At 73.2% G+C, this 16,992-nt stretch carries 14 protein-coding genes; 7 read left to right on the top strand and 7 right to left on the bottom strand.

Annotation, left to right across the window (positions count from 1 at the left end):
* Nucleotides 1-58: 58 nt before the first annotated feature.
* Nucleotides 59-2,137: a DUF6541 family protein gene (locus tag ABT006_RS14700; protein ID WP_350706504.1), complete on the top strand. Its 2,079-nt coding sequence runs from the start codon at nucleotides 59-61 to the stop codon at nucleotides 2,135-2,137.
* A gap of 184 nt (nucleotides 2,138-2,321) precedes the next feature.
* On the opposite strand, the gene ABT006_RS14705 is transcribed toward ABT006_RS14700, so the two are convergent.
* The gene (locus ABT006_RS14705; RefSeq protein ID WP_350706506.1) at nucleotides 2,322-3,287 is read right to left on the bottom strand and encodes a Gfo/Idh/MocA family protein; all 966 of its coding nucleotides are present in this window, start codon (nucleotides 3,285-3,287) and stop codon (nucleotides 2,322-2,324) included.
* Entirely contained in the window at nucleotides 3,284-4,384 is a 1,101-nt protein-coding gene (locus tag ABT006_RS14710) for a DegT/DnrJ/EryC1/StrS family aminotransferase (RefSeq protein WP_350706508.1), read from the bottom strand. The genes ABT006_RS14705 and ABT006_RS14710 overlap by 4 nt, the downstream gene beginning before the upstream one ends.
* 215 nt (nucleotides 4,385-4,599) lie before the next feature.
* Here ABT006_RS14710 and ABT006_RS14715 point away from each other — a divergent pair, with 215 nt between their 5' ends.
* Nucleotides 4,600-5,724: a lysylphosphatidylglycerol synthase domain-containing protein gene (locus ABT006_RS14715; protein WP_350706510.1), complete on the top strand. Its 1,125-nt coding sequence runs from the start codon at nucleotides 4,600-4,602 to the stop codon at nucleotides 5,722-5,724.
* A gap of 96 nt (nucleotides 5,725-5,820) precedes the next feature.
* Here ABT006_RS14715 and ABT006_RS14720 read toward each other — a convergent pair whose 3' ends face one another.
* Genes ABT006_RS14720 through ABT006_RS14735 form a run of 4 tightly spaced genes read right to left on the bottom strand, consistent with a single transcriptional unit; the run spans nucleotide 5,821 to nucleotide 9,584 of the window.
* A complete protein-coding gene (locus ABT006_RS14720) occupies nucleotides 5,821-7,008 on the bottom strand; it encodes a glycosyltransferase family 4 protein (RefSeq protein ID WP_350706511.1) in 1,188 nt (395 codons plus the stop codon).
* Nucleotides 7,009-7,021: 13 nt separating this feature from the next.
* The gene (locus ABT006_RS35110; RefSeq protein ID WP_393303558.1) at nucleotides 7,022-7,489 is read right to left on the bottom strand and encodes an acyltransferase; all 468 of its coding nucleotides are present in this window, start codon (nucleotides 7,487-7,489) and stop codon (nucleotides 7,022-7,024) included.
* Nucleotides 7,486-8,418 (bottom strand): NAD-dependent epimerase/dehydratase family protein, encoded by a 933-nt coding sequence (locus ABT006_RS14730; RefSeq protein WP_350677830.1) that lies wholly within the window; start codon nucleotides 8,416-8,418, stop codon nucleotides 7,486-7,488. The genes ABT006_RS35110 and ABT006_RS14730 overlap by 4 nt, the downstream gene beginning before the upstream one ends.
* A 26-nt stretch (nucleotides 8,419-8,444) precedes the next feature.
* Nucleotides 8,445-9,584: a DegT/DnrJ/EryC1/StrS family aminotransferase gene (locus tag ABT006_RS14735; RefSeq protein WP_350706513.1), complete on the bottom strand. Its 1,140-nt coding sequence runs from the start codon at nucleotides 9,582-9,584 to the stop codon at nucleotides 8,445-8,447.
* A gap of 117 nt (nucleotides 9,585-9,701) precedes the next feature.
* Here ABT006_RS14735 and lhgD point away from each other — a divergent pair, with 117 nt between their 5' ends.
* A complete protein-coding gene (gene lhgD / locus ABT006_RS14740; RefSeq protein ID WP_350706515.1) occupies nucleotides 9,702-10,898 on the top strand; it encodes an L-2-hydroxyglutarate dehydrogenase in 1,197 nt (398 codons plus the stop codon).
* A gap of 156 nt (nucleotides 10,899-11,054) precedes the next feature.
* On the opposite strand, the gene ABT006_RS14745 is transcribed toward lhgD, so the two are convergent.
* Entirely contained in the window at nucleotides 11,055-11,663 is a 609-nt protein-coding gene (locus ABT006_RS14745) for a TetR/AcrR family transcriptional regulator (RefSeq protein ID WP_466023279.1), read from the bottom strand.
* A 205-nt stretch (nucleotides 11,664-11,868) separates the two neighbouring features.
* Here ABT006_RS14745 and ABT006_RS14750 point away from each other — a divergent pair, with 205 nt between their 5' ends.
* The 4 genes from ABT006_RS14750 (at nucleotide 11,869) to ABT006_RS14765 (ending at nucleotide 16,982) form a co-directional block, all read left to right on the top strand.
* On the top strand, nucleotides 11,869-12,765 hold the full coding sequence (locus ABT006_RS14750) for an ABC transporter permease (protein ID WP_350706517.1): 897 nt from the start codon (nucleotides 11,869-11,871) through the stop codon (nucleotides 12,763-12,765).
* Entirely contained in the window at nucleotides 12,758-13,576 is an 819-nt protein-coding gene (locus ABT006_RS14755; RefSeq protein ID WP_350706519.1) for an ABC transporter ATP-binding protein, read from the top strand. The genes ABT006_RS14750 and ABT006_RS14755 overlap by 8 nt, the downstream gene beginning before the upstream one ends.
* Before the next feature lie 139 nt (nucleotides 13,577-13,715).
* Nucleotides 13,716-15,218, top strand: coding sequence for a D-ribitol-5-phosphate cytidylyltransferase (locus ABT006_RS14760; RefSeq protein ID WP_350706521.1), 1,503 nt, complete (start codon nucleotides 13,716-13,718; stop codon nucleotides 15,216-15,218).
* 36 nt (nucleotides 15,219-15,254) lie between these two features.
* Nucleotides 15,255-16,982 carry a CDP-glycerol glycerophosphotransferase family protein gene (locus ABT006_RS14765; protein ID WP_350706523.1) on the top strand — a complete coding sequence of 576 codons (1,728 nt, stop codon included), beginning with the start codon at nucleotides 15,255-15,257 and terminating at the stop codon, nucleotides 16,980-16,982.
* The last annotated feature ends 10 nt before the right edge of the window (nucleotides 16,983-16,992 follow it).

Below are 16,992 nucleotides of genomic sequence, written 5' to 3' on the forward strand. Positions count from 1 at the left end.
GCTCCGCGCACCAGCCGCCGCGGGGCAACCGCGAGTTCCGTTGGAAAGGATCCACGGTTTGACCAGCCTCATCGCGCTCGCCGTCGCCATCGTGCCCGGCGCGCTGCTCGGATTCGCGCTGCCCCCGGGCCGCTACCGGTGGGCCACCTGGGCCGCCGCCCCGGCGTTGACCCTGGGCCTGGTCACCCTCGCCATGACATGGCTGCCGAAACTCGGGCTGCCGGACGGCCCGCTGGCGGTGCTCGCCGCCGAGGTGCTGCTCGCCGGCCTCGCGGTGCTCGCGTCCCGGCTGGTGACCCGCGGCCTGGTCGACCCGGACGCCGCCGACCGCACCGCCACCGTCGACGGCGACGCCGCCGGGCGGCCGACCGACGCCGGGTGGCGGGCGCGGATCACCCGGCTGCGGCTCCCGGCGGTACGCCCCGGCCGCGCCGACGTCCTCGGGATCGCCGTGCCCGCCGTGGTCAGCGTCGCCTTCGGCTGGCTGATGCTGGGCCGGCTCGTCGCCCCGCCCGGGTGGGACGCCATGAACCACGGCTTCCTCACCCGGCGGATCATGGACACCGACAGCGTGCTGATCTCCTCGGCCTGCACCACCGGTTCCACCGATCCGGCGTTGTCCTGCTCCTTCTACCCGCTCGCGGCCAACGTGGCCTGGGCCCAGGCGGCGGAGATCTCCGGCGGGCGGATCAGCACGGTGCTGAGCGCCTGGTCGATCCTCGTCGGGCCGCTCGCGCTGGTGGCGGCCGTCTACGCCTGCGTCCGGGCCCTCGGCGGCAGGCCGGTGGTGGCCGCCAGCGCCGCCGCCGCGCCGGCCGTGCTCGGCCCGATGTGGATGTCGGTGATCACGGGTCGGATCACCGAGCAGACCGCCCCCTGCATGGCCGGGGCGATCGCGCTGCTAATCGCGCTCGCCGCGCGTGGCGCCCACCCGGTCCGGCTGGGCCTGCTCGCCGGCCTGTGCGGCGCCGGGATCGTCATGACGCACACGTACGACGTGCTGTTCATCGCCGTCCTGGCGGTCGGCATGCTGCTGGCCGTACGCGGCCGGTGGGTGCTGCGCCGGGTCGCCGCGTCGGCCGGCGCGATGGTGCTGGCCGCGCTGGTGCCGCTGCTCCCGCTGCTCGGGGTGCTGGCCGGCGCCAACGGCGAGCGGCTGTCCAACCCGCCCGCCCTGCTCGGCAGGTACGGCGACTCGTTCGAGTACTGGGTCACCGACCCGCAGCGCTACGTGCTGTTCGCCTACCCGGGCGTCGGCGGGAAGGACTTCCAGCTCAGCGAGCCGACGATCCAGGTCGGCCTCTGGCTGGTCATCCCGTGCCTGCTGCTCTCCCCGCTCTGCCTGGTGCTGCCGCGGCTGCGGTGGGCCCGGCCGTGGTTCGCCGCCGGCGTGGTCTGGACGGCGATCGGGGTGTGGACCGCCGCGTCCGACTCGACGGCCGCGATGACGCTCTCCAGCCTGTGGTACGGCGTCCGGGAGCGGGTCCGCTCGATGATCTTCCCGGTGTACGGGCTGCTGGCGGTCGCCGGCGCGGTGGTGCTGGGGCTGGCCGTGCAGTGGCTGCTGACCCGCGTCGCCGCGAAGGCCGGGGCGCTGCGCGGGTCGGAGGCGCCGACGGCGATCGCCGCGGGGGTGCTGGTGGCCGTGCTGCTCGGCCTCGCCGCGGTACCGGCGAGCTGGCAGCCGCTGCGCGGCGCGTTCAAGGGCCGGGCGCCGGTGGGCTCCTCCTACGAGAAGACGTTCGAGTGGCTGGCGGAGAACAACCCGCCCGGCGCCACCGTCGCCTACGACCGGCACCACGAGTTCATCACCTGGGCCTACGCCGACTACGAGGTGCCGCTGCTGTTCGGCATCCCGCCGCTGCCCGGCCTGCCGACGGAGAACTACGAGCGGCGGTGGGACGCGTGGAACTGGCTGGTGGACAACGCCGACGCCCGGCCCGCCGGGTGCGAGGTGCGCCAGTTCAACATCTCGTACGTGGTGGTCGGAAAGCGGAACATGCCCGGCGCCTGGGACAAGCACTACGAGCGCGAGCGGCTGGAGGCCAGCGACCGGCTGGAGCTGGCCCACACGATCGGGCGGATCAGCATCTACCGGGTCACCGAGGCCGGCCGGAGCTGCGCCACCGGGAGCTGAGCGCGACGGGCCGGGGCACGCCGGTGCCCCGGCCCCTCCGGGCAGACGGCCTGGCGGGAGACGCCCGGCAGGCCGGCGGGGCGGGTTCACGTCGGCGGCACGGCCGTGCGTGCCCGCCGCCGGGCCGGACGACGACGAAGGGGCGGGGCGACCGTGGTCGCCCCGCCCCTCGCGTGTCAGCCCGTCAGCGCCCGTTGTCGGCGAAGAGCCGGCCGACCACCCGGTGCGCGGGCAGGATGCGCTGCCGCTCCACGTCGGCGTCGGCCGTACCGGCGACGATGTCCAGGAAGTGGTCGAGCTGGGCGGCGAGCGGCTCCCGGTTGGTGAGCAGCTCCGGCACCTCTATGATGCTCTGCTGCCGGTAGCCGCGCCCGTCCGGCGTGGCCGCGTCCGACGAGACGTGCCGGTAGATGGTCACGTCCTTGCGGATCAGGTCCGCCTCGATCAGCCGGTCGACCTCGCTGATCACCAGCGTCCGGACCTTGCGCTGCCCGATCCGGCTGGCCGAGACGTTGGCCAGGGCGCCGCTGCCGAAGTTCAACACCGTCTCCGCCACGTCCTCCGCCTCGGCGAGCGAGTCCGGGTGGAAGTGGCCGAAGGTGCCCCGGACCCCCACCGGCTCCTCGCCGCCGAACGCCTGGATCGCCAGGTCGACGTCGTGGATGAGCAGGTCCCAGGCGACCCCGGTGCGGATCCGCGGCGCGTACGGCGAGTGCCGGGTGGCGGTCAGGTGCACCGGGCGGTCGACCAGGGCGAGGGCGGTCAGCACCGCCGGGTTGAACCGCTCCAGCAGGCCGCACAGCAGCGGCACGCCGCGCTTGCCGGCGGTGGCCACGATCTCCTCGGTCTCGGCGAGGCTGCCGCAGACCGGCTTCTCGATCAGCAGCGGCTTGTCGGCGGCGAGCACCTGATCGGCGAGGCCGTGGTGGAACTCGGTCGGCGCTGCGATCACCACGGCGTCGACGTCGGAGAGGTCGTCGGCGTTCGGGGTCCAGCCGGCCCCGTACCGCTCGGCGATCTGCTGGCCGACGGAGCGCCGGGGCTCGATCACCCGGGCCAGCTCGGCCCGGTCGGACTGGGCGATCACCCGGGCGTGCAGCGAGCCCATCATCCCGGTGCCGACCAGGGCGAAACGCAGCTTGGCGGTCATGCGCCCACCGCCGCGCGGACGGCCTCGACGACCTGGTCGACGTCGCTGTCGGAGAGGTGGTGGTGCACCGGCAGCGAGACGCACTGGCGCACGACCCGGTCGGTCACCGGCGCCGGGTCGGCGACCACGCGGGGGTGGTCCCGGTAGCAGTCGTAGTCGTAGACGGTCTTCGGGTAGTAGATGCCGCAGCCCACGCCGCGCTCGCTCAGCCGGGTGATCACCTCGTCGCGGCTCACCGGGGCCTCGTCGGTGACCAGCACCGTGTACTGGTGCCAGACGTGCGAGCGGCCGGGCAGCTCCGTCGGCAGGCGCAGCCCGGGGACGTCGGCCAGGCCGGCGGAGAGCCGGGCGGCGTTGTCCTTGCGGCGCTTGACGTTCTCGCCGTACGCGGCGATCTGCGGGATGCCCAGCGCGGCCTGCAGGTCGGTGAGACGGTAGTTGTGCCCGGCCACCTCGTACTGGTAGCGCTGCCGCATGCCCTGGTTGCGCAGCACCCGCAGCCGGTCGGCGAGGCCGGCGTCGTCGGTGGTGATCATGCCGCCCTCACCCGTGGTGAGGTTCTTGGTGGCGTACAGCGAGAAGGTGCCGAGCCCGAAGCTGCCGGCGCCGCGCCCGGAGATCGTGGCACCGAGCGACTGGGCGGTGTCCTCGACGAGGCCGAGGCCGTGCTGCCGCGCCAGCGGGGCGATCGCGTCCATGTCGGCGGGCTGGCCGTACAGGTGGACCGGCATGAGCACCTTGGTGCGCGGGCCGACGGCGGCGGCGAGGGCCTCCGGGTCGACGCAGAAGTCGTCCTCGCGGATGTCGGCGAACCGGGCGGTGGCGCCCGCCTCGAGGATCGCGTTGAGGGTCGCGACGAAGGTGAAGGGGCTGGTGACGACCTCGTCGCCAGGCTGGAGGTCGAGCACCTGGAGCGCGGCCACGAGCGCGGTGGTGCCGTTGTTGACGGCCACCGCGTGCTCGACGCCGACCAGGTCGGCGAACTCGCGCTCCAGGCGGGCCACCATCGGTCCCTGCGCGATGACGCCCGAACGGATCACCTCGACCGCCAACCGCTCGGCCGCCTCGTCCAGCTTGACGACGGAAATCGGGATCACAGGAGCTCTCCTTGGGGTGTGGGGCAGCGTGCAGACCGTAGCAGCGCGGGAGGACCCCGGCACATCTGGACCGCCCCTGCGAGAATCCGCGCACGCCCGGCGAGGGCCCGACTCGCCGACCGGGCTGGGTTCGTGGTACGCCCCGCGCTGCGCTAGTCTCGGCGAATTGTGCAGGCGACCCCAACGGGTCAGGGCGACGCGGAGGCAGGACGGCCGTGGCAGAGACCGCGACGCAGGTCGAAACGGTGACCGCACCGGCCGAGGAGGCCGGCACGGCGAAGGGTGCGTCCCGCTGGCTCTCGCTGGGCGTACGGGTCGTGGTGATCGCGGCGATCGCGGCGGGCATGACCTGGAGCGTCGTCAGCCAGTGGCCGGACGTCCGGCAGACCTGGCTCGACCTGGCGTGGCCCTCGGTGGTGCTCGCCGTGCTGGCGGTGCTCGCCGGGATGTTCGCCAACTCGATGGCGTGGCGGGCCGCGGCGGAGGACCTGGAGCACCGGGTGTCCGTTCCCGCCGCCCTGCGGATCTGCATGGTCGGGCAGCTCGGCAAGTACATCCCGGGCAGCGTGTGGGCGTACGTCCTGCAGATGGAGTTGGGCCGGCGGGCCGGGCTGCCACGCGCGCGGGCCTTCCTGGCCACGCTGGTCGCGCTGGGGCTCGGCGTGGTCGCCGCGCTCGGCGTCGGCCTGCTGAGCCTGCCCTCGCTGCTGGACGCGACCGCCGAGACCGGGGCCGAGTACGCCGAGCCGGTCCGGGTGGCGCTCTACATCGTCGCCGTGCTGTTCCCGATCGCCCTGATCTGCGCGATCCCGGCGGTGCTCACCCGGCTGATCCAGATCGTCCTCAAGGTGCTGCGCCGACCGCCGCTGCAGCACCGGCTGACGCTGCCCGGCGTGCTGCGGGTGGTCGGCTGGAGCGCCCTGGGCTACACGCTGTTCGGCGTGCACCTGTGGCTGCTGGCCAACGCCCAGGCCGCTCCCGGCGTCGGCGGCCTGCTGCGCAGCATCGGCTCGTTCGCCATCGCGATGACCGTCGGGATGTTCGCCTTCCTCTCCCCCTCCGGGCTCGGCGTCCGGGAGGCCGTGCTGGTCGCCACCATGGCGCCCTTCCTCGCCGGTGCCGGGGGCATCGGGGCGGCGACGGGTATCGCCCTCGCCTCCCGGCTGATCTTCACGGTGGCCGACCTCCTCGCCGCCGGCATCGCCGCCCTGTCCGGGGTGCGGCAGCTCCGCCGGGGGACGCCCGACGAGGCCGCCCCCGACGAGGCGGTCCCCGTCGAGCAGGTTCCGGCGCCCCGCTCCGCCGCCGACCAGGCCGCCGCGCCGGTCACCACCCCCTGACGCCTGTCCGCCGGCCCGTGCCCGGCGGACACCGTCCCGCGAAACGCCGGTGCCCCCGACCACGCTCGTGGTCGGGGGCACCTTCTCGTCGTACGGTCAGCGGCGGCGGGCCGCCGCCATCTCGCCGAGCACCTCCAGGTGCCGGTGCAGCACCCGGTCGAGGCTGAAGCGCTCCCGGATGAGGGACTGGCCGTTGACGCCGATCTGCTTGGCCAGGGCCGGGTCGGTCAGCGCGGCGATCAGTCGCTCGGCCAGGCCCGACACGTCGCCGGGCCGGCAGAGCAGGACGTTCTCGCCGTCGCGCAGCGAGATGCCGGGGAAGTTGTCCGCCCGTGCGGGCGCCACCACGGGCACGCCCGCCGCCATCGCCTCCAGGGTCGCCGTGCCGAGGCCGAGCCCCTGCTCGTGCGACTCCACCGTCGCGGCGGCCAGGTAGTCCGGGATCTCGCTCTTGGCCACCTTGCCGGCCGCGATGACGGCGTGCTCGACGCCGAGCGCCCGGGCCCGCTCCGCGAACACCCCGTAGTAGACCTGGCCGCAGATGAGCAGCTTCGCGTCCGGCACCTTGGCCAGCACCTCGGGCAGCGCCTCGACCAGCGCGATGCGGTCCCGCAGCGGGATCACGTGCCCCACCGACAGGATCACCGGCGAGGTGCCCAGGTCGTGCCGCTCACGGACCCGCTGGGCGTTGCCGCCGACCACCCAGTCCGGGTCCACCCCGACCGGGATCGGCACCAGGCCGGAGTGCGCGCCCCGGTAGCGGGCCTCGATGTACTCCTGCATGAGCACGTCCATCACCACGAGCCGCGGCTTGGACCGCCACATGAACGGCTTGACCATGGTCGCGTCCAGCCCGCGGAACACCTTCGCGTAGCGGGCCTGCGGGTTCTCCAGCCGGGTGTGGATGGACAGCAGCGCCGGCACCCCGCGCTTGCGCGCGTAGAGCGCGGTCGCCCAGGTCAGGTCGAAGAACTGGCCGTGCTGGTGGATGACGTCCGGCCGGAACTCGTCGAGCAGCTTGCGGACCCGGCGCAGCAGGCTGGGCCGGGTGGTGAACGAGATGTCGAAGCTCACGGCCAGCCGGGTCTGCGGCAGCATCCACGCCGGCAGCCGGACGATCCGCAGCCCGTCGCGCTCCTCGACCGCCGGGGCGTCCTGGTAGGCGGCCGTGAGCACCAGCACGTCGTGCCCCTCGGCGGCGTAGCCCTTGGCGAGCGACTCGGACAGGTGCGAGCTTCCGCCCGCGCGCGGCGGGAAGAAGTTGTTGACCACTGCGATACGCACGGGAGGGGTGCTCCTAGCTCTCCGCTACAGGGACGAACCGGACATCGCCGCCGTCCAACTCGACTGTGGAGACCACCCGGGCGGGGACCCCCGTCACGACCGCCCCCGGTGGCACGTCTCTGGTGACCACGGCCCCCGCGCCGACGACCGCGCCGTCACCGATGGTGACGCCCATCATCACGGTCGCGTTCGCCCCGATGAACACCCGGTCGCCGATCACCACCGGCGCCCGGTCAACGGAAGCATGGGCACGCCCCGACACGCAACGCCGGGCGGTGGAGTGGGTGTAGATCTGCGCGCCGCAGCTGATGTCGCAGCCGGCGCCGATGGTCAGCCCGCCGGAGCCGTCGATGACGGTGAACGCGCCGATCCACGTGCCCGCGCCGATCACCGGCTCGCCGATCACCCACGCGTGCGGGTTGTACGGGTTCGCCGGGAGCCCGTGCGACGACGGGCCCCCGGCGGACGGCGACTGGGTCACGCGACCTCGGTCTTGATGAGGTCGGTCATCCCGTCCTCGACGGCGATGGTGGGCTCCCAGCCGAGCACCTCGCGGGCCCGGGTGATGTCGGCGGCGCGCCGGCTGACCAGCACCTCGCGCGGGTTGAACTGCGGCTGCACGTCGACGCCGACAGCCTTGATCAGGATCTCGGCGAGGGTCGCGATCGAGGTGTCGATGCCGGTGCCGATGTTGACCGGCACGTTGCCCTGCTCGGCCTCCATCGCGGCGACCACCGAGCGGGCGATGTCGTGGACGTGGATGAAGTCCATCGACTGCTCACCCTTGCCGTCGATGACCGGCGGCTCGCCGTTCTTGAGCCGCTTCACGAAGTGGTTGATCACCGAGGTGTAGTAGGCGGTCGGCTTCTGGCCCGGGCCGTAGACGTTGAAGAACCGCAGGGCGATCCAGTTCAGGCCCTTGCTGCGCTGGTAGAAGCCGAGCAGGTCCTCGCCGGCCCGCTTGGAGATGCAGTACGGGGTGAGCGGGTCGAGCCGGTCGTCCTCGTGCATCGGCAGCTTCTTCGGGTCGCCGTAGACCGAGGCCGACGACGCGAAGACCAGCCGCTTGACGCCGTGGTCGGCGGCGGCGGCGAACACGTTGTGGTTGCCGACCATGTTGATGTCGATCGACTCGTACGGGTCGGCCTGGCTCTTGTTGATCGAGACCGCGGCCAGGTGGATCACGTAGTCGCAGCCCTTCATGGCCGCGTGCACGGCGCCGCCGTAGCGGACGTCCTGGTCGATCAGCTCGACGTCGCCGGTGGCCACCAGCTCCGCGACGCGGTCCCGGTCACCGCGGAACATGTTGTCGAAGATGCGGACCTTGTAGCCCTTCTCCAACAGCATCGGCACCACGTGCAGGCCGATGAAACCCGCGCCTCCGGTGATGAAGACGGTCTGCTTCGACATGGCGGAGCGTGTCCTTCCTTGGGGAGTCAGCGGCTGGTGGCCGCGGTGTTGACGACGTCCACCAGCGTGGCCGCGACGGTCTCGACCTGGGCGTCGGTGAGGTTGGCGTGCATCGGGATGGCCAGGTGCCGGGCGAACAGGTCCGCCGAGACCGGGCAGGGCGTGGTCTGGCCGTAGAGCGGCTGGACGTGCGAGGCGTACGTGCCGAAGGTGCACTGCACGCCGCGCTGCCGCAGCGCCAGCGCCACCGCGCCCCGGTCGACCGAGGGCGCCAGCGTGACGACGTACGACTGCCAGGGGTGCTCGCGGTCGGGCGCCTCGTACGGGGTGGTGATCAGCTCGTGGTCCTTGAGCAGCTCGCCGTAGCGGGCCGCGGTGCGGCGCTTCGCGGCCAGCAGGTCCGGCAGCCGGTCGAGCTGGGCGAGCATGATCGCCGCGGAGATGTCGGAGAGCCGGTAGTTGTAGCCCAGCTCGGTGAAGGTCGGGATCGGCAGGTGCGACAGCTCGGCGCGGGTGAGGGCCCCCTCCACCCCGTACGTGTGCAGCTTGCGGGCGTGGGCGGCGAGGTCTTCCCGGTCGGTGACGTAGGCCCCGCCCTCGCCGGCGGTGATGCCCTTGCGGCCGTGGAAGCTGAAGGTGGCGACGTCGGCCAGGCTGCCGGCCGGCCGGCCCTTGTAGGTGGCGCCGGCGGAGCAGGCGGCGTCCTCGACCAGGAACAGGCCGTGCTTGTCGGCGATGGCGCGCAGCTCGTCGTAGTCGGCCGGCTGCCCGAACGCGTCGACGGCGATGATGCCGACGGTGCGCGGGGTGATCGCGGCCTCGACGGCGGCCGGGTCGACCGTCCAGGTGTCGGGCCGCACGTCGGCGAAGACCGGCGTGGCGCCGGTCCACATCACCGAGTGCCCGGTGGCCGGGAAGGTGTAGTCGCCGACGATCACCTCGTCGCCCGGCTTGACACCGAGCGTGAGCAGCGCCAGGTGCAGCGCCGAGCCGCAGTTGCTGGTGGCGAGGGCGTGCCGGGTGCCGACGGTGGCGGCGAAGCGCTCCTCGAAGCGGCGGCAGGTGGGCCCGGAGCCGGCGAGCCAGCCGGAGGCGAAGACCTCGGCGATGGCCGCGAGCTCCGCCTCGCCGACCGTGGGCTGGCCGAGCGCGATGACCTCAGACATGTGACCCCCAGAGTGATGGACCCGGAGCAGTCTAGGCCAACCGGGCGGGTCGTCCGCGAGTCGGGCACGCGGGACGGCTTGGTTACCATCGGTCGCGGCGTCGGCAGGGGAGATGAGATGACCAGGTTCGTGGTGGTGGGTGGCGGCATCGTCGGGCTCGCCGTGGCACACCGGCTGATGACCGACCGGCCCGGGGACCAAGTCACCGTGCTGGAGAAGGAGGCCGGCTGGGCGGCCCACCAGACGGGGCACAACTCGGGCGTCATCCACGCCGGCGTCTACTACAAGCCGGGCAGCCTGAAGGCCACCATGTGCAAGGCCGGCAGCGCGTCGATGGTCGAGTTCTGTGAGCGGCACGGGCTCGCGTACGACATCTGCGGCAAGCTGATCGTCGCCACCGACCCGGAGGAGCTGCCCCGGCTGCACGCCCTGCACGAGCGGGCCACGGCCAACGGCCTGCCGGTGCGGCTGATCGAGGCCGCCGAGGCGGCCGAGTACGAGCCGCACGTCGCGGCCGTCGCCGCGCTGCACGTCGCCTCGACCGGCATCGTCGACTTCGGGGCGGTCTGCCGCAAGCTCGCCGAGCTACTCGCGGCGGGCGGGGCGGAGCTGCGCACCGAGACCGAGGTCACCGGCGTGGCCACCCGACCCGAGGGCGTGGTGGTCAGCACCACCAGGGGCGAGGTCGTCGCGGACGTCCTGGTCAACTGCGCCGGTCTGCACGCCGACCGCATCTCCCGGCTGGCCGGGGTGCCCACGCCGGTGCGGATCGTGCCGTTCCGGGGCGAGTACTACGAGTTGGTGCCGCAGCGCCAGGGCCTGGTGCGGGGGCTGATCTACCCGGTGCCGGACCCGCAGTTCCCGTTCCTCGGGGTGCACCTGACCAAGATGATCGACGGCAGCGTGCACGCCGGCCCGAACGCCGTGCTGGCGACCGCCCGCGAGGGCTACTCCTGGGGCCGGATCAGCCCGCGCGACATCTGGGACGAGCTGACCTACCGGGGCCTGTGGGCACTGGGCCGCCGGCACTACCGCTACGGGCTGACCGAGGTGGCCCGGTCGCTGTCGAAGAAGCGGTTCGCGGCGAGCCTGGCCCGGCTGGTGCCGGAGCTGACCCCGGCGGACATCGTCCGGGCCGGCGCCGGCGTCCGCGCCCAGGCGATCCTGCCCGACGGCGGGCTGGTGGACGACTTCCTCATCGTCGAGGCGGACCGGCAGGTGCACGTGCTGAACGCGCCCTCCCCCGCCGCGACCAGCTCGCTGGAGATCGCCCGGCACATCGTCTCCCGGCTGCCGGTCGACGCGCCGCGCTGACCCGACGGCACCAGGGCGGGCGGCACCGGTCCTGGATGCGCGCCGGGTCGGACGGCGACCTCCGGCCCGGAGGGTTCGGGGCGGCGAGCCCCGGGCCCGCACAGAACGGGCGGCACCGGTCCAGGACGCGCGCCGGGGCGGGCGCGGGGTGGCCGGTCAGGCGGGCGTGGCGTCGGTGGCCGCCGCGCGGGGCCGGGGCACGCCGGCGCCGGCGCCGAGCCCGGTGGCCACCGCCTCGACCAGCGTGTCCAGGTACGCGTCGGTGAGCGGGGTCCGCGCGATCGCCAGCCGCCAGTAGAGCGGGCCGACGATCAGGTCGACGGCCGCCTCGGGGTCGGTGTCGGGCGGCAGCTCGCCGCGCTGCACGGCGCGGCCGATCAGCCGGCCGCCGATCTCCTGCTGCCGCGCCCGCAGCAGCTGCTGGAGGGTCTGGTCGATGGTCGGGTTGCGGGCCGCCTCGGCGAGCAGGTCGGGGATGATCTGCGAGGCCAGCGGGTGCCGCAGCGCGTGCGCCACGACCTGGAAGAGCAGTTGGAGGTCGCCGCGCAGGGTGCCGGTGTCCAGCGCCGGCAGCTTGCCGGTGGCCGCCGCGGCGACGATCTCCAGCACCAGTTCGAGCTTGGAGCTCCAGCGCCGGTAGATCGCGGTCTTGCTCACCCCGGCCCGACGGGCCACCGCCTCGATGGAGAGCCGGCCGTAGCCGACCGCGGCGAGCTCCTGCATCAGCGCGCGGCGGATCGCCGTGGTGATGTCGTCCCGCAGCACCGCCGCGCCGGCCGGCGCCCGCCTCTTCCCGGTCGTCACCTGGAGCTCGTCTCGGCTGTCACGAGGAACAATGTAGCGCAACGACGGTACGGTTGCGTCCCGACGTGTTTCGGACTACTGTCCACGCAGCGGCGAGGCGGCGCTCCCCGCTTGGTTCCATCGTCGCGCCTCATCCGTCGTCACGAAAGATCGGAGCGCCCATCCCATGGCCAACACCGCGCTGGCCGACCCCGACTCCGGCCTCACCCAGGCGCAGCTGGCCGCCCGCCACGGGCTCCGGGTCGCCGGCGAGCGGCCGCCCCTGGGCGAGTACGCCCGGCGGCTCTGGCGCTACCGGCACTTCATCGCCGCGTACGCCAACGCGAAGCTCGTCGCGTCGTTCAGCAACGCCCGGCTCGGGCAGCTGTGGCAGGTGCTCACCCCGCTGACCAACGCGGCGGTCTACTACCTGATCTTCGGCGTGGTGCTGAAGCAGGACAGCATCCCGAACTTCATCGCCTACCTCTGCACCGGTCTGTTCATCTTCAACTTCACCCAGACCGCCGTGCAGAACGGCACCCAGTCGATCACCGGCAACCTGGGCCTGATCCGGGCGCTGCACTTCCCCCGGGCCTGCCTGCCGCTGGCCGTCACGGTCACCCAGTTCCAGCAGCTCCTCGGTTCGATGGTGGTGCTCGTCGCCATCGTGCTGGTGACCGGCGAGCCGATCACCTTCGCCTGGCTGCTGCTGGTCCCGGCGATCATCCTCCAGGCGGTCTTCAACGCCGGTCTCACCATGACCGTGGCCCGGATGGGCGCGAAGCTGGCCGACCTCAAGCAGGTCATGCCCTTCGTCCTGCGCACCTGGATGTACGGCTCCGGCGTGCTCTACAGCGTGACGCTCTTCGACGAGCAGTTGCCCGCCTGGGCCAGCAAGCTGGTCGAGTTCAACCCGGCGTTGGTCTACATCGAGCTGGCCCGCGTCGCGCTGCTGGAGCAGGCGCCGCTGCTCAGCTCCTCCGTGCTCCAGCTCTGGCTGGCCGCGGCGGGCTGGGCGATCGTGATGGGCGTCGGGGGTTTCATCTACTTCTGGCGGGGCGAACAGGAGTACGGCCGTGGTTGAGCAGTTCGAGTCGTCCAACGACGTAACGGTGACGCTGCCCCGGGTCCAGGACCGGGTGCCGACCGTGGTGGTCGACGACGCGCACGTGATCTACCGGGTGCACAAGGGCGGCGGCGGGGGCGGCGGGCCGGTCGGCGCGCTCAAGCGGATGGTCAGCCGCACCTCGGCGCCGAACATCCGGGAGGTGCACGCGGTCAAGGGGGTCAGCTTCACCGCGTACCGGGGCGAGGCGATCGGGCTGATCGGCAGCAACGGCTCGGGCAAGTCGACCATGCTGCGGGCGATCGCCGGCCTGCTGCCGGTCAACCGCGGCGCGGTCTACACCCAGGGGCAGCCCTCGCTGCTCGGCGTGAACGCGGCCCTGCTCAACGACCTCTCCGGCGAGCGCAACGTGGTGCTGGGCTGCCTGGCCATGGGGATGCCGCCGGCGGAGGTGCAGCGGCAGACCCCGGAGATCATCGAGTTCTCCGGGATCAACCAGCGGGGCGACTTCGCCTCGCTGCCGATGCGCACCTACTCCTCCGGCATGGCGGCCCGGCTGCGCTTCTCCATCGCCGCGGCCAAGAAGCACGACGTGCTGCTCATCGACGAGGCGCTCGCCACCGGCGACAAGGGCTTCCGCAAGCGCAGCGAGCAGCGGGTGCGGGAGCTGCGGGAGAGCGCCGGCACGGTGTTCCTCGTCAGCCACCAGCTCTCCTCGATCAGGGACACCTGCGAGCGGACGATCTGGCTGGAATCGGGCGTCCTGCGCATGGACGGCCCGACCGACGAGGTCCTGCGGGCGTACGAGGCGTTCGCCAACGGCAAGTAGCGCGCCGGACGGCATCGACGGAGATGCCGCCGGACCGCGTCGTCCCGTTGGGGCGGCGCGGTCGGCGCGTTAAGGTTCATCCGGTCGCCGCGCGGGCGGAACCGTCTGTTCACGCACCCCTGAGAGTGAGGATTCGGCAATGACGCAGGACCACACCACTGGCCCGGACGCCGCACCGGAGACCCCGGCGCCTTGGCGGCCCTCGCGGACAGTGGCGGTGGTGCTGGCCGGCGGCACCGGGACGCGGCTGGGTCTCGGCATCCCGAAGCAGCTGCTGAAGATCGCCGGCAAGCCGATCATCGAGCACACCCTGGCGGTCTTCGAGGCCGCCCCCGAGATCGACGAGATCATCGTGCTGATGGCCACCGGCCACGTCGCCGAGGCCCAGCAGATCGTCGACAAGGCCGGCTTCCGCAAGGTCACCAAGGTCATCGAGGGCGGCGACACCCGTAACGCCACCACCCGGATCGCGCTGGACGCGGTCGGCGAGGGCGACTGCAACATCCTCTTCCACGACGCGGTGCGGCCCCTGGTCAGCGGCCGGATCGTCCGGGAGTGCGTGAACGCGCTCTGGACGTACGCCGCGGTCGACGTGGCCATCCCGTCGGCCGACACGATCATCCAGGTCGACGAGGACGACTGCATCACCGACATCCCGGTGCGCTCGTCGCTGCGCCGCGGCCAGACCCCGCAGGCGTTCCGCTCGGGCACGATCCGCGAGGCGTACCGGATCGCCGAGGGCGACGCCCACTTCGCCGCCACCGACGACTGCGGCGTGGTGCTGCGCTACCTGCCGGGCACGCCGATCAAGGTCATCGACGGCTCCGACGAGAACATCAAGGTCACCCACCCGGTCGACGTGCACCTCGCGGACAAGCTGTTCCAGCTCGCCGCCGCGCAGGCCCCCCGGGTCACCGACCACCGCAGCTACACCGAGGAGCTGACCGGCCGGACCATCGTCATCTTCGGCGGCAGCTACGGCATCGGCCACGACCTGGCCGAGCTGGCCCGCCGCTACGGCGCGCAGGTCTTCCCGTTCAGCCGCTCCAGCACCGGCACCCACGTGGAGCGCGCCGCGGACGTCGAGGCGGCGCTGAAGACCGCCTTCGAGGCCACGGGCCGGATCGACCACGTGGTGGTCACCGCCGGCATCCTGGAGAAGGGCGCCCTCGTCGAGATGGACGAGGAGACCATGGACCGGGTGCTCCAGGTCAACTTCGTCGGGCCGGTCATCGCCGCCCGCCAGTCGCTGCCCTACCTCCAGCAGACCAAGGGCCAGCTGCTGCTCTACACGTCCAGCTCCTACACCCGGGGCCGCGCCCAGTACGCCCTCTACTCCTCCACCAAGGCGGCCCTGGTCAACCTCACCCAGGCGCTCTCCGACGAGTGGGCCGAGTTCGGCGTACGGGTCAACTGCATCAACCCCGAACGCACCGCGACCCCCATGCGCACGAAGGCGTTCGGCGAGGAGCCGGAGCACACCCTGCTCGCCGCCGAGACCGTCGCCCAGGCCTCGCTGGACGTGCTGATCTCGGAGCTGACCGGCCAGGTCATCGACGTGCGCCGCACGCCGGGCGAGGTGCCGGCCCAGCCGGTGCCGGGGCAGGCCGAGCGGGCCGCAAGCCCGGCCAGCGCCGGCTGACGCGGGTCTCGGGCCACGGCGGGGAACGGAGCCGACATGCGTGGTGACCTGGTCCGGAAGCTGATCGCCCGCGCCCTGGCCACCGGCCTGGCGGTGCTGGCGTTCCTCGTCGTCGCGCTGACCGGCGCGACCGGCTGGGGGCTGGGGCTGGCGGTGGCCGCCCTCGCGGCGGCCGCCTGGGAACGGCGGGTCCGCCCGGGCGCCGACAGCGTCGCCGAGACCGCGCTGGTCGCGGCGGCGGTCCTGGTCGGGTACGCCCGGCGCCTCGACGCCGGTTTCGACCCCGCGCTGGCCGCGACGGCGCTGGTCCTGCTGGGGCTGGTGCTGCTCGTCGGGCCGCTGCGGGACGCCGGCGGCCTGGAGGTGCGCGCCGCGAACCTGCCGGTGCGCACCTGGACGCCCCTGGTCGCCGCGCGCCTCGGCGACGCCCTGCTGGGGCTGCTCGCCGTGGTGGCGGCGGCCGCCGCGGCGACCCTGCCGGCCGGTGTGGCGCTGGCCGCCGTCGCGCTGGTCGCCGCCGGCGCCGGGGCCGTCGGGCTGGACCTGGCCCGGCGGCGGTTCCGGCCGGGGGCCGGCGGGTCGGCGGTCTCCCGCGCGCTGCGCCGGCACCAGCCCGAGTTCCTGCTCCACTTCTCCGCCCCGCCCGGCTCGGAATACCAGGTCACCATGTGGCTGCCGTACCTGGAGCGGATCGGCCGGCCGTTCCTGGTCATGGTGCGGGAGCCGGAGTTCCTGTCCACCGTCGCGGCGGCCACCACCGCGCCGGTGGTCTACTGCCCGACGACGAAGGCGATGGACGAGGCGCTGGTGCCGAGCCTGCGGGTGGCGTTCTACGTCAACCACGGCGCGAAGAACAGCCACTGCATCCGCTTCACCCAGCTCACCCACGTCCAGCTGCACCACGGCGACAGCGACAAGGCCCCCAGCGCCAACCCGGTCTCGGCCATCTTCGACCGGATCTTCGTCGCCGGTCAGGCCGCCGTCGACCGGTACGCCCGCGCGGGCGTGGACATCCCGGCGGAGAAGTTCGTGGTGGTCGGCCGGCCGCAGGTCGAGTCGATCGAGGTCCGCCCGGAGCCGGTGCGCGGCCTGCCGAACCCCACGGTGCTCTACACGCCGACCTGGACGGGCCACCACGCGGACGCCAACTACTGCTCGCTGCCGGTGGCCGAGACGCTGCTGCGCCGGCTGCTCGACCGGGGCGCGACGGTGATCCTGCGGGCCCACCCGTACACCTCGCAGAACCCGGCCTCGGCGCGGCAGCTGGGCCGGCTCACCGAGCTGCTGGCCGCCGACCGGGCCCGTACCGGCCGGCAGCACGTCTTCGGCGCCGCCGCCACCCGCGAGCTGACCCTGACGGAGTGCGTGAACCGTTCGGACGCGCTCGTCTCCGACGTGTCCGGGGTGATCTCCGACTACCTCTACTCCGGCAAGCCGTACGCGGTCACGGACATGGGCGACGAGGGCGACCGGTTCGCCGAGCGGTTCCCGCTGGCCGGCTCGGGCTACGTGCTGCGCCGCGACATGTCCAACGTGGACGAGGTGCTGGCCGCGCTGCTCGACACCGACCCGCTCGCCACCGCCCGCTGGGCCACCCGGAGCCGCTACCTGGGCGACTTCCCGGCCGAGTCGTACGCCGAGGCGTTCCTGGACGCCGCGCGGCGGCAGCTCGACGCGGACTGGAACCCGCCGACGCCGCGCGCCGTCGGCGGGCCCGGCCTGCCGGTCGAGCCGGACGGGGCGACCCTGTCCGCCACCGCCTGACCGGCCGCCG

The sequence above is a fragment of the Micromonospora sp. NPDC002717 genome (assembly GCF_040295705.1).
Classification (GTDB): domain Bacteria; phylum Actinomycetota; class Actinomycetes; order Mycobacteriales; family Micromonosporaceae; genus Micromonospora.

Coding starts and splice junctions, on each gene's coding strand:
- ABT006_RS14765 (WP_350706523.1), top strand. CDS start 15,255: ATGCGTGGTGACCTGGTCCGGAAGCTGATCGCCCGCGCCCTGGCCACC.
- ABT006_RS14705 (WP_350706506.1), bottom strand. CDS start 3,287: ATGACCGCCAAGCTGCGTTTCGCCCTGGTCGGCACCGGGATGATGGGC.
- lhgD (WP_350706515.1), top strand. CDS start 9,702: ATGACCAGGTTCGTGGTGGTGGGTGGCGGCATCGTCGGGCTCGCCGTG.
- ABT006_RS14730 (WP_350677830.1), bottom strand. CDS start 8,418: ATGTCGAAGCAGACCGTCTTCATCACCGGAGGCGCGGGTTTCATCGGC.
- ABT006_RS14735 (WP_350706513.1), bottom strand. CDS start 9,584: ATGTCTGAGGTCATCGCGCTCGGCCAGCCCACGGTCGGCGAGGCGGAG.
- ABT006_RS14750 (WP_350706517.1), top strand. CDS start 11,869: ATGGCCAACACCGCGCTGGCCGACCCCGACTCCGGCCTCACCCAGGCG.
- ABT006_RS14760 (WP_350706521.1), top strand. CDS start 13,716: ATGACGCAGGACCACACCACTGGCCCGGACGCCGCACCGGAGACCCCG.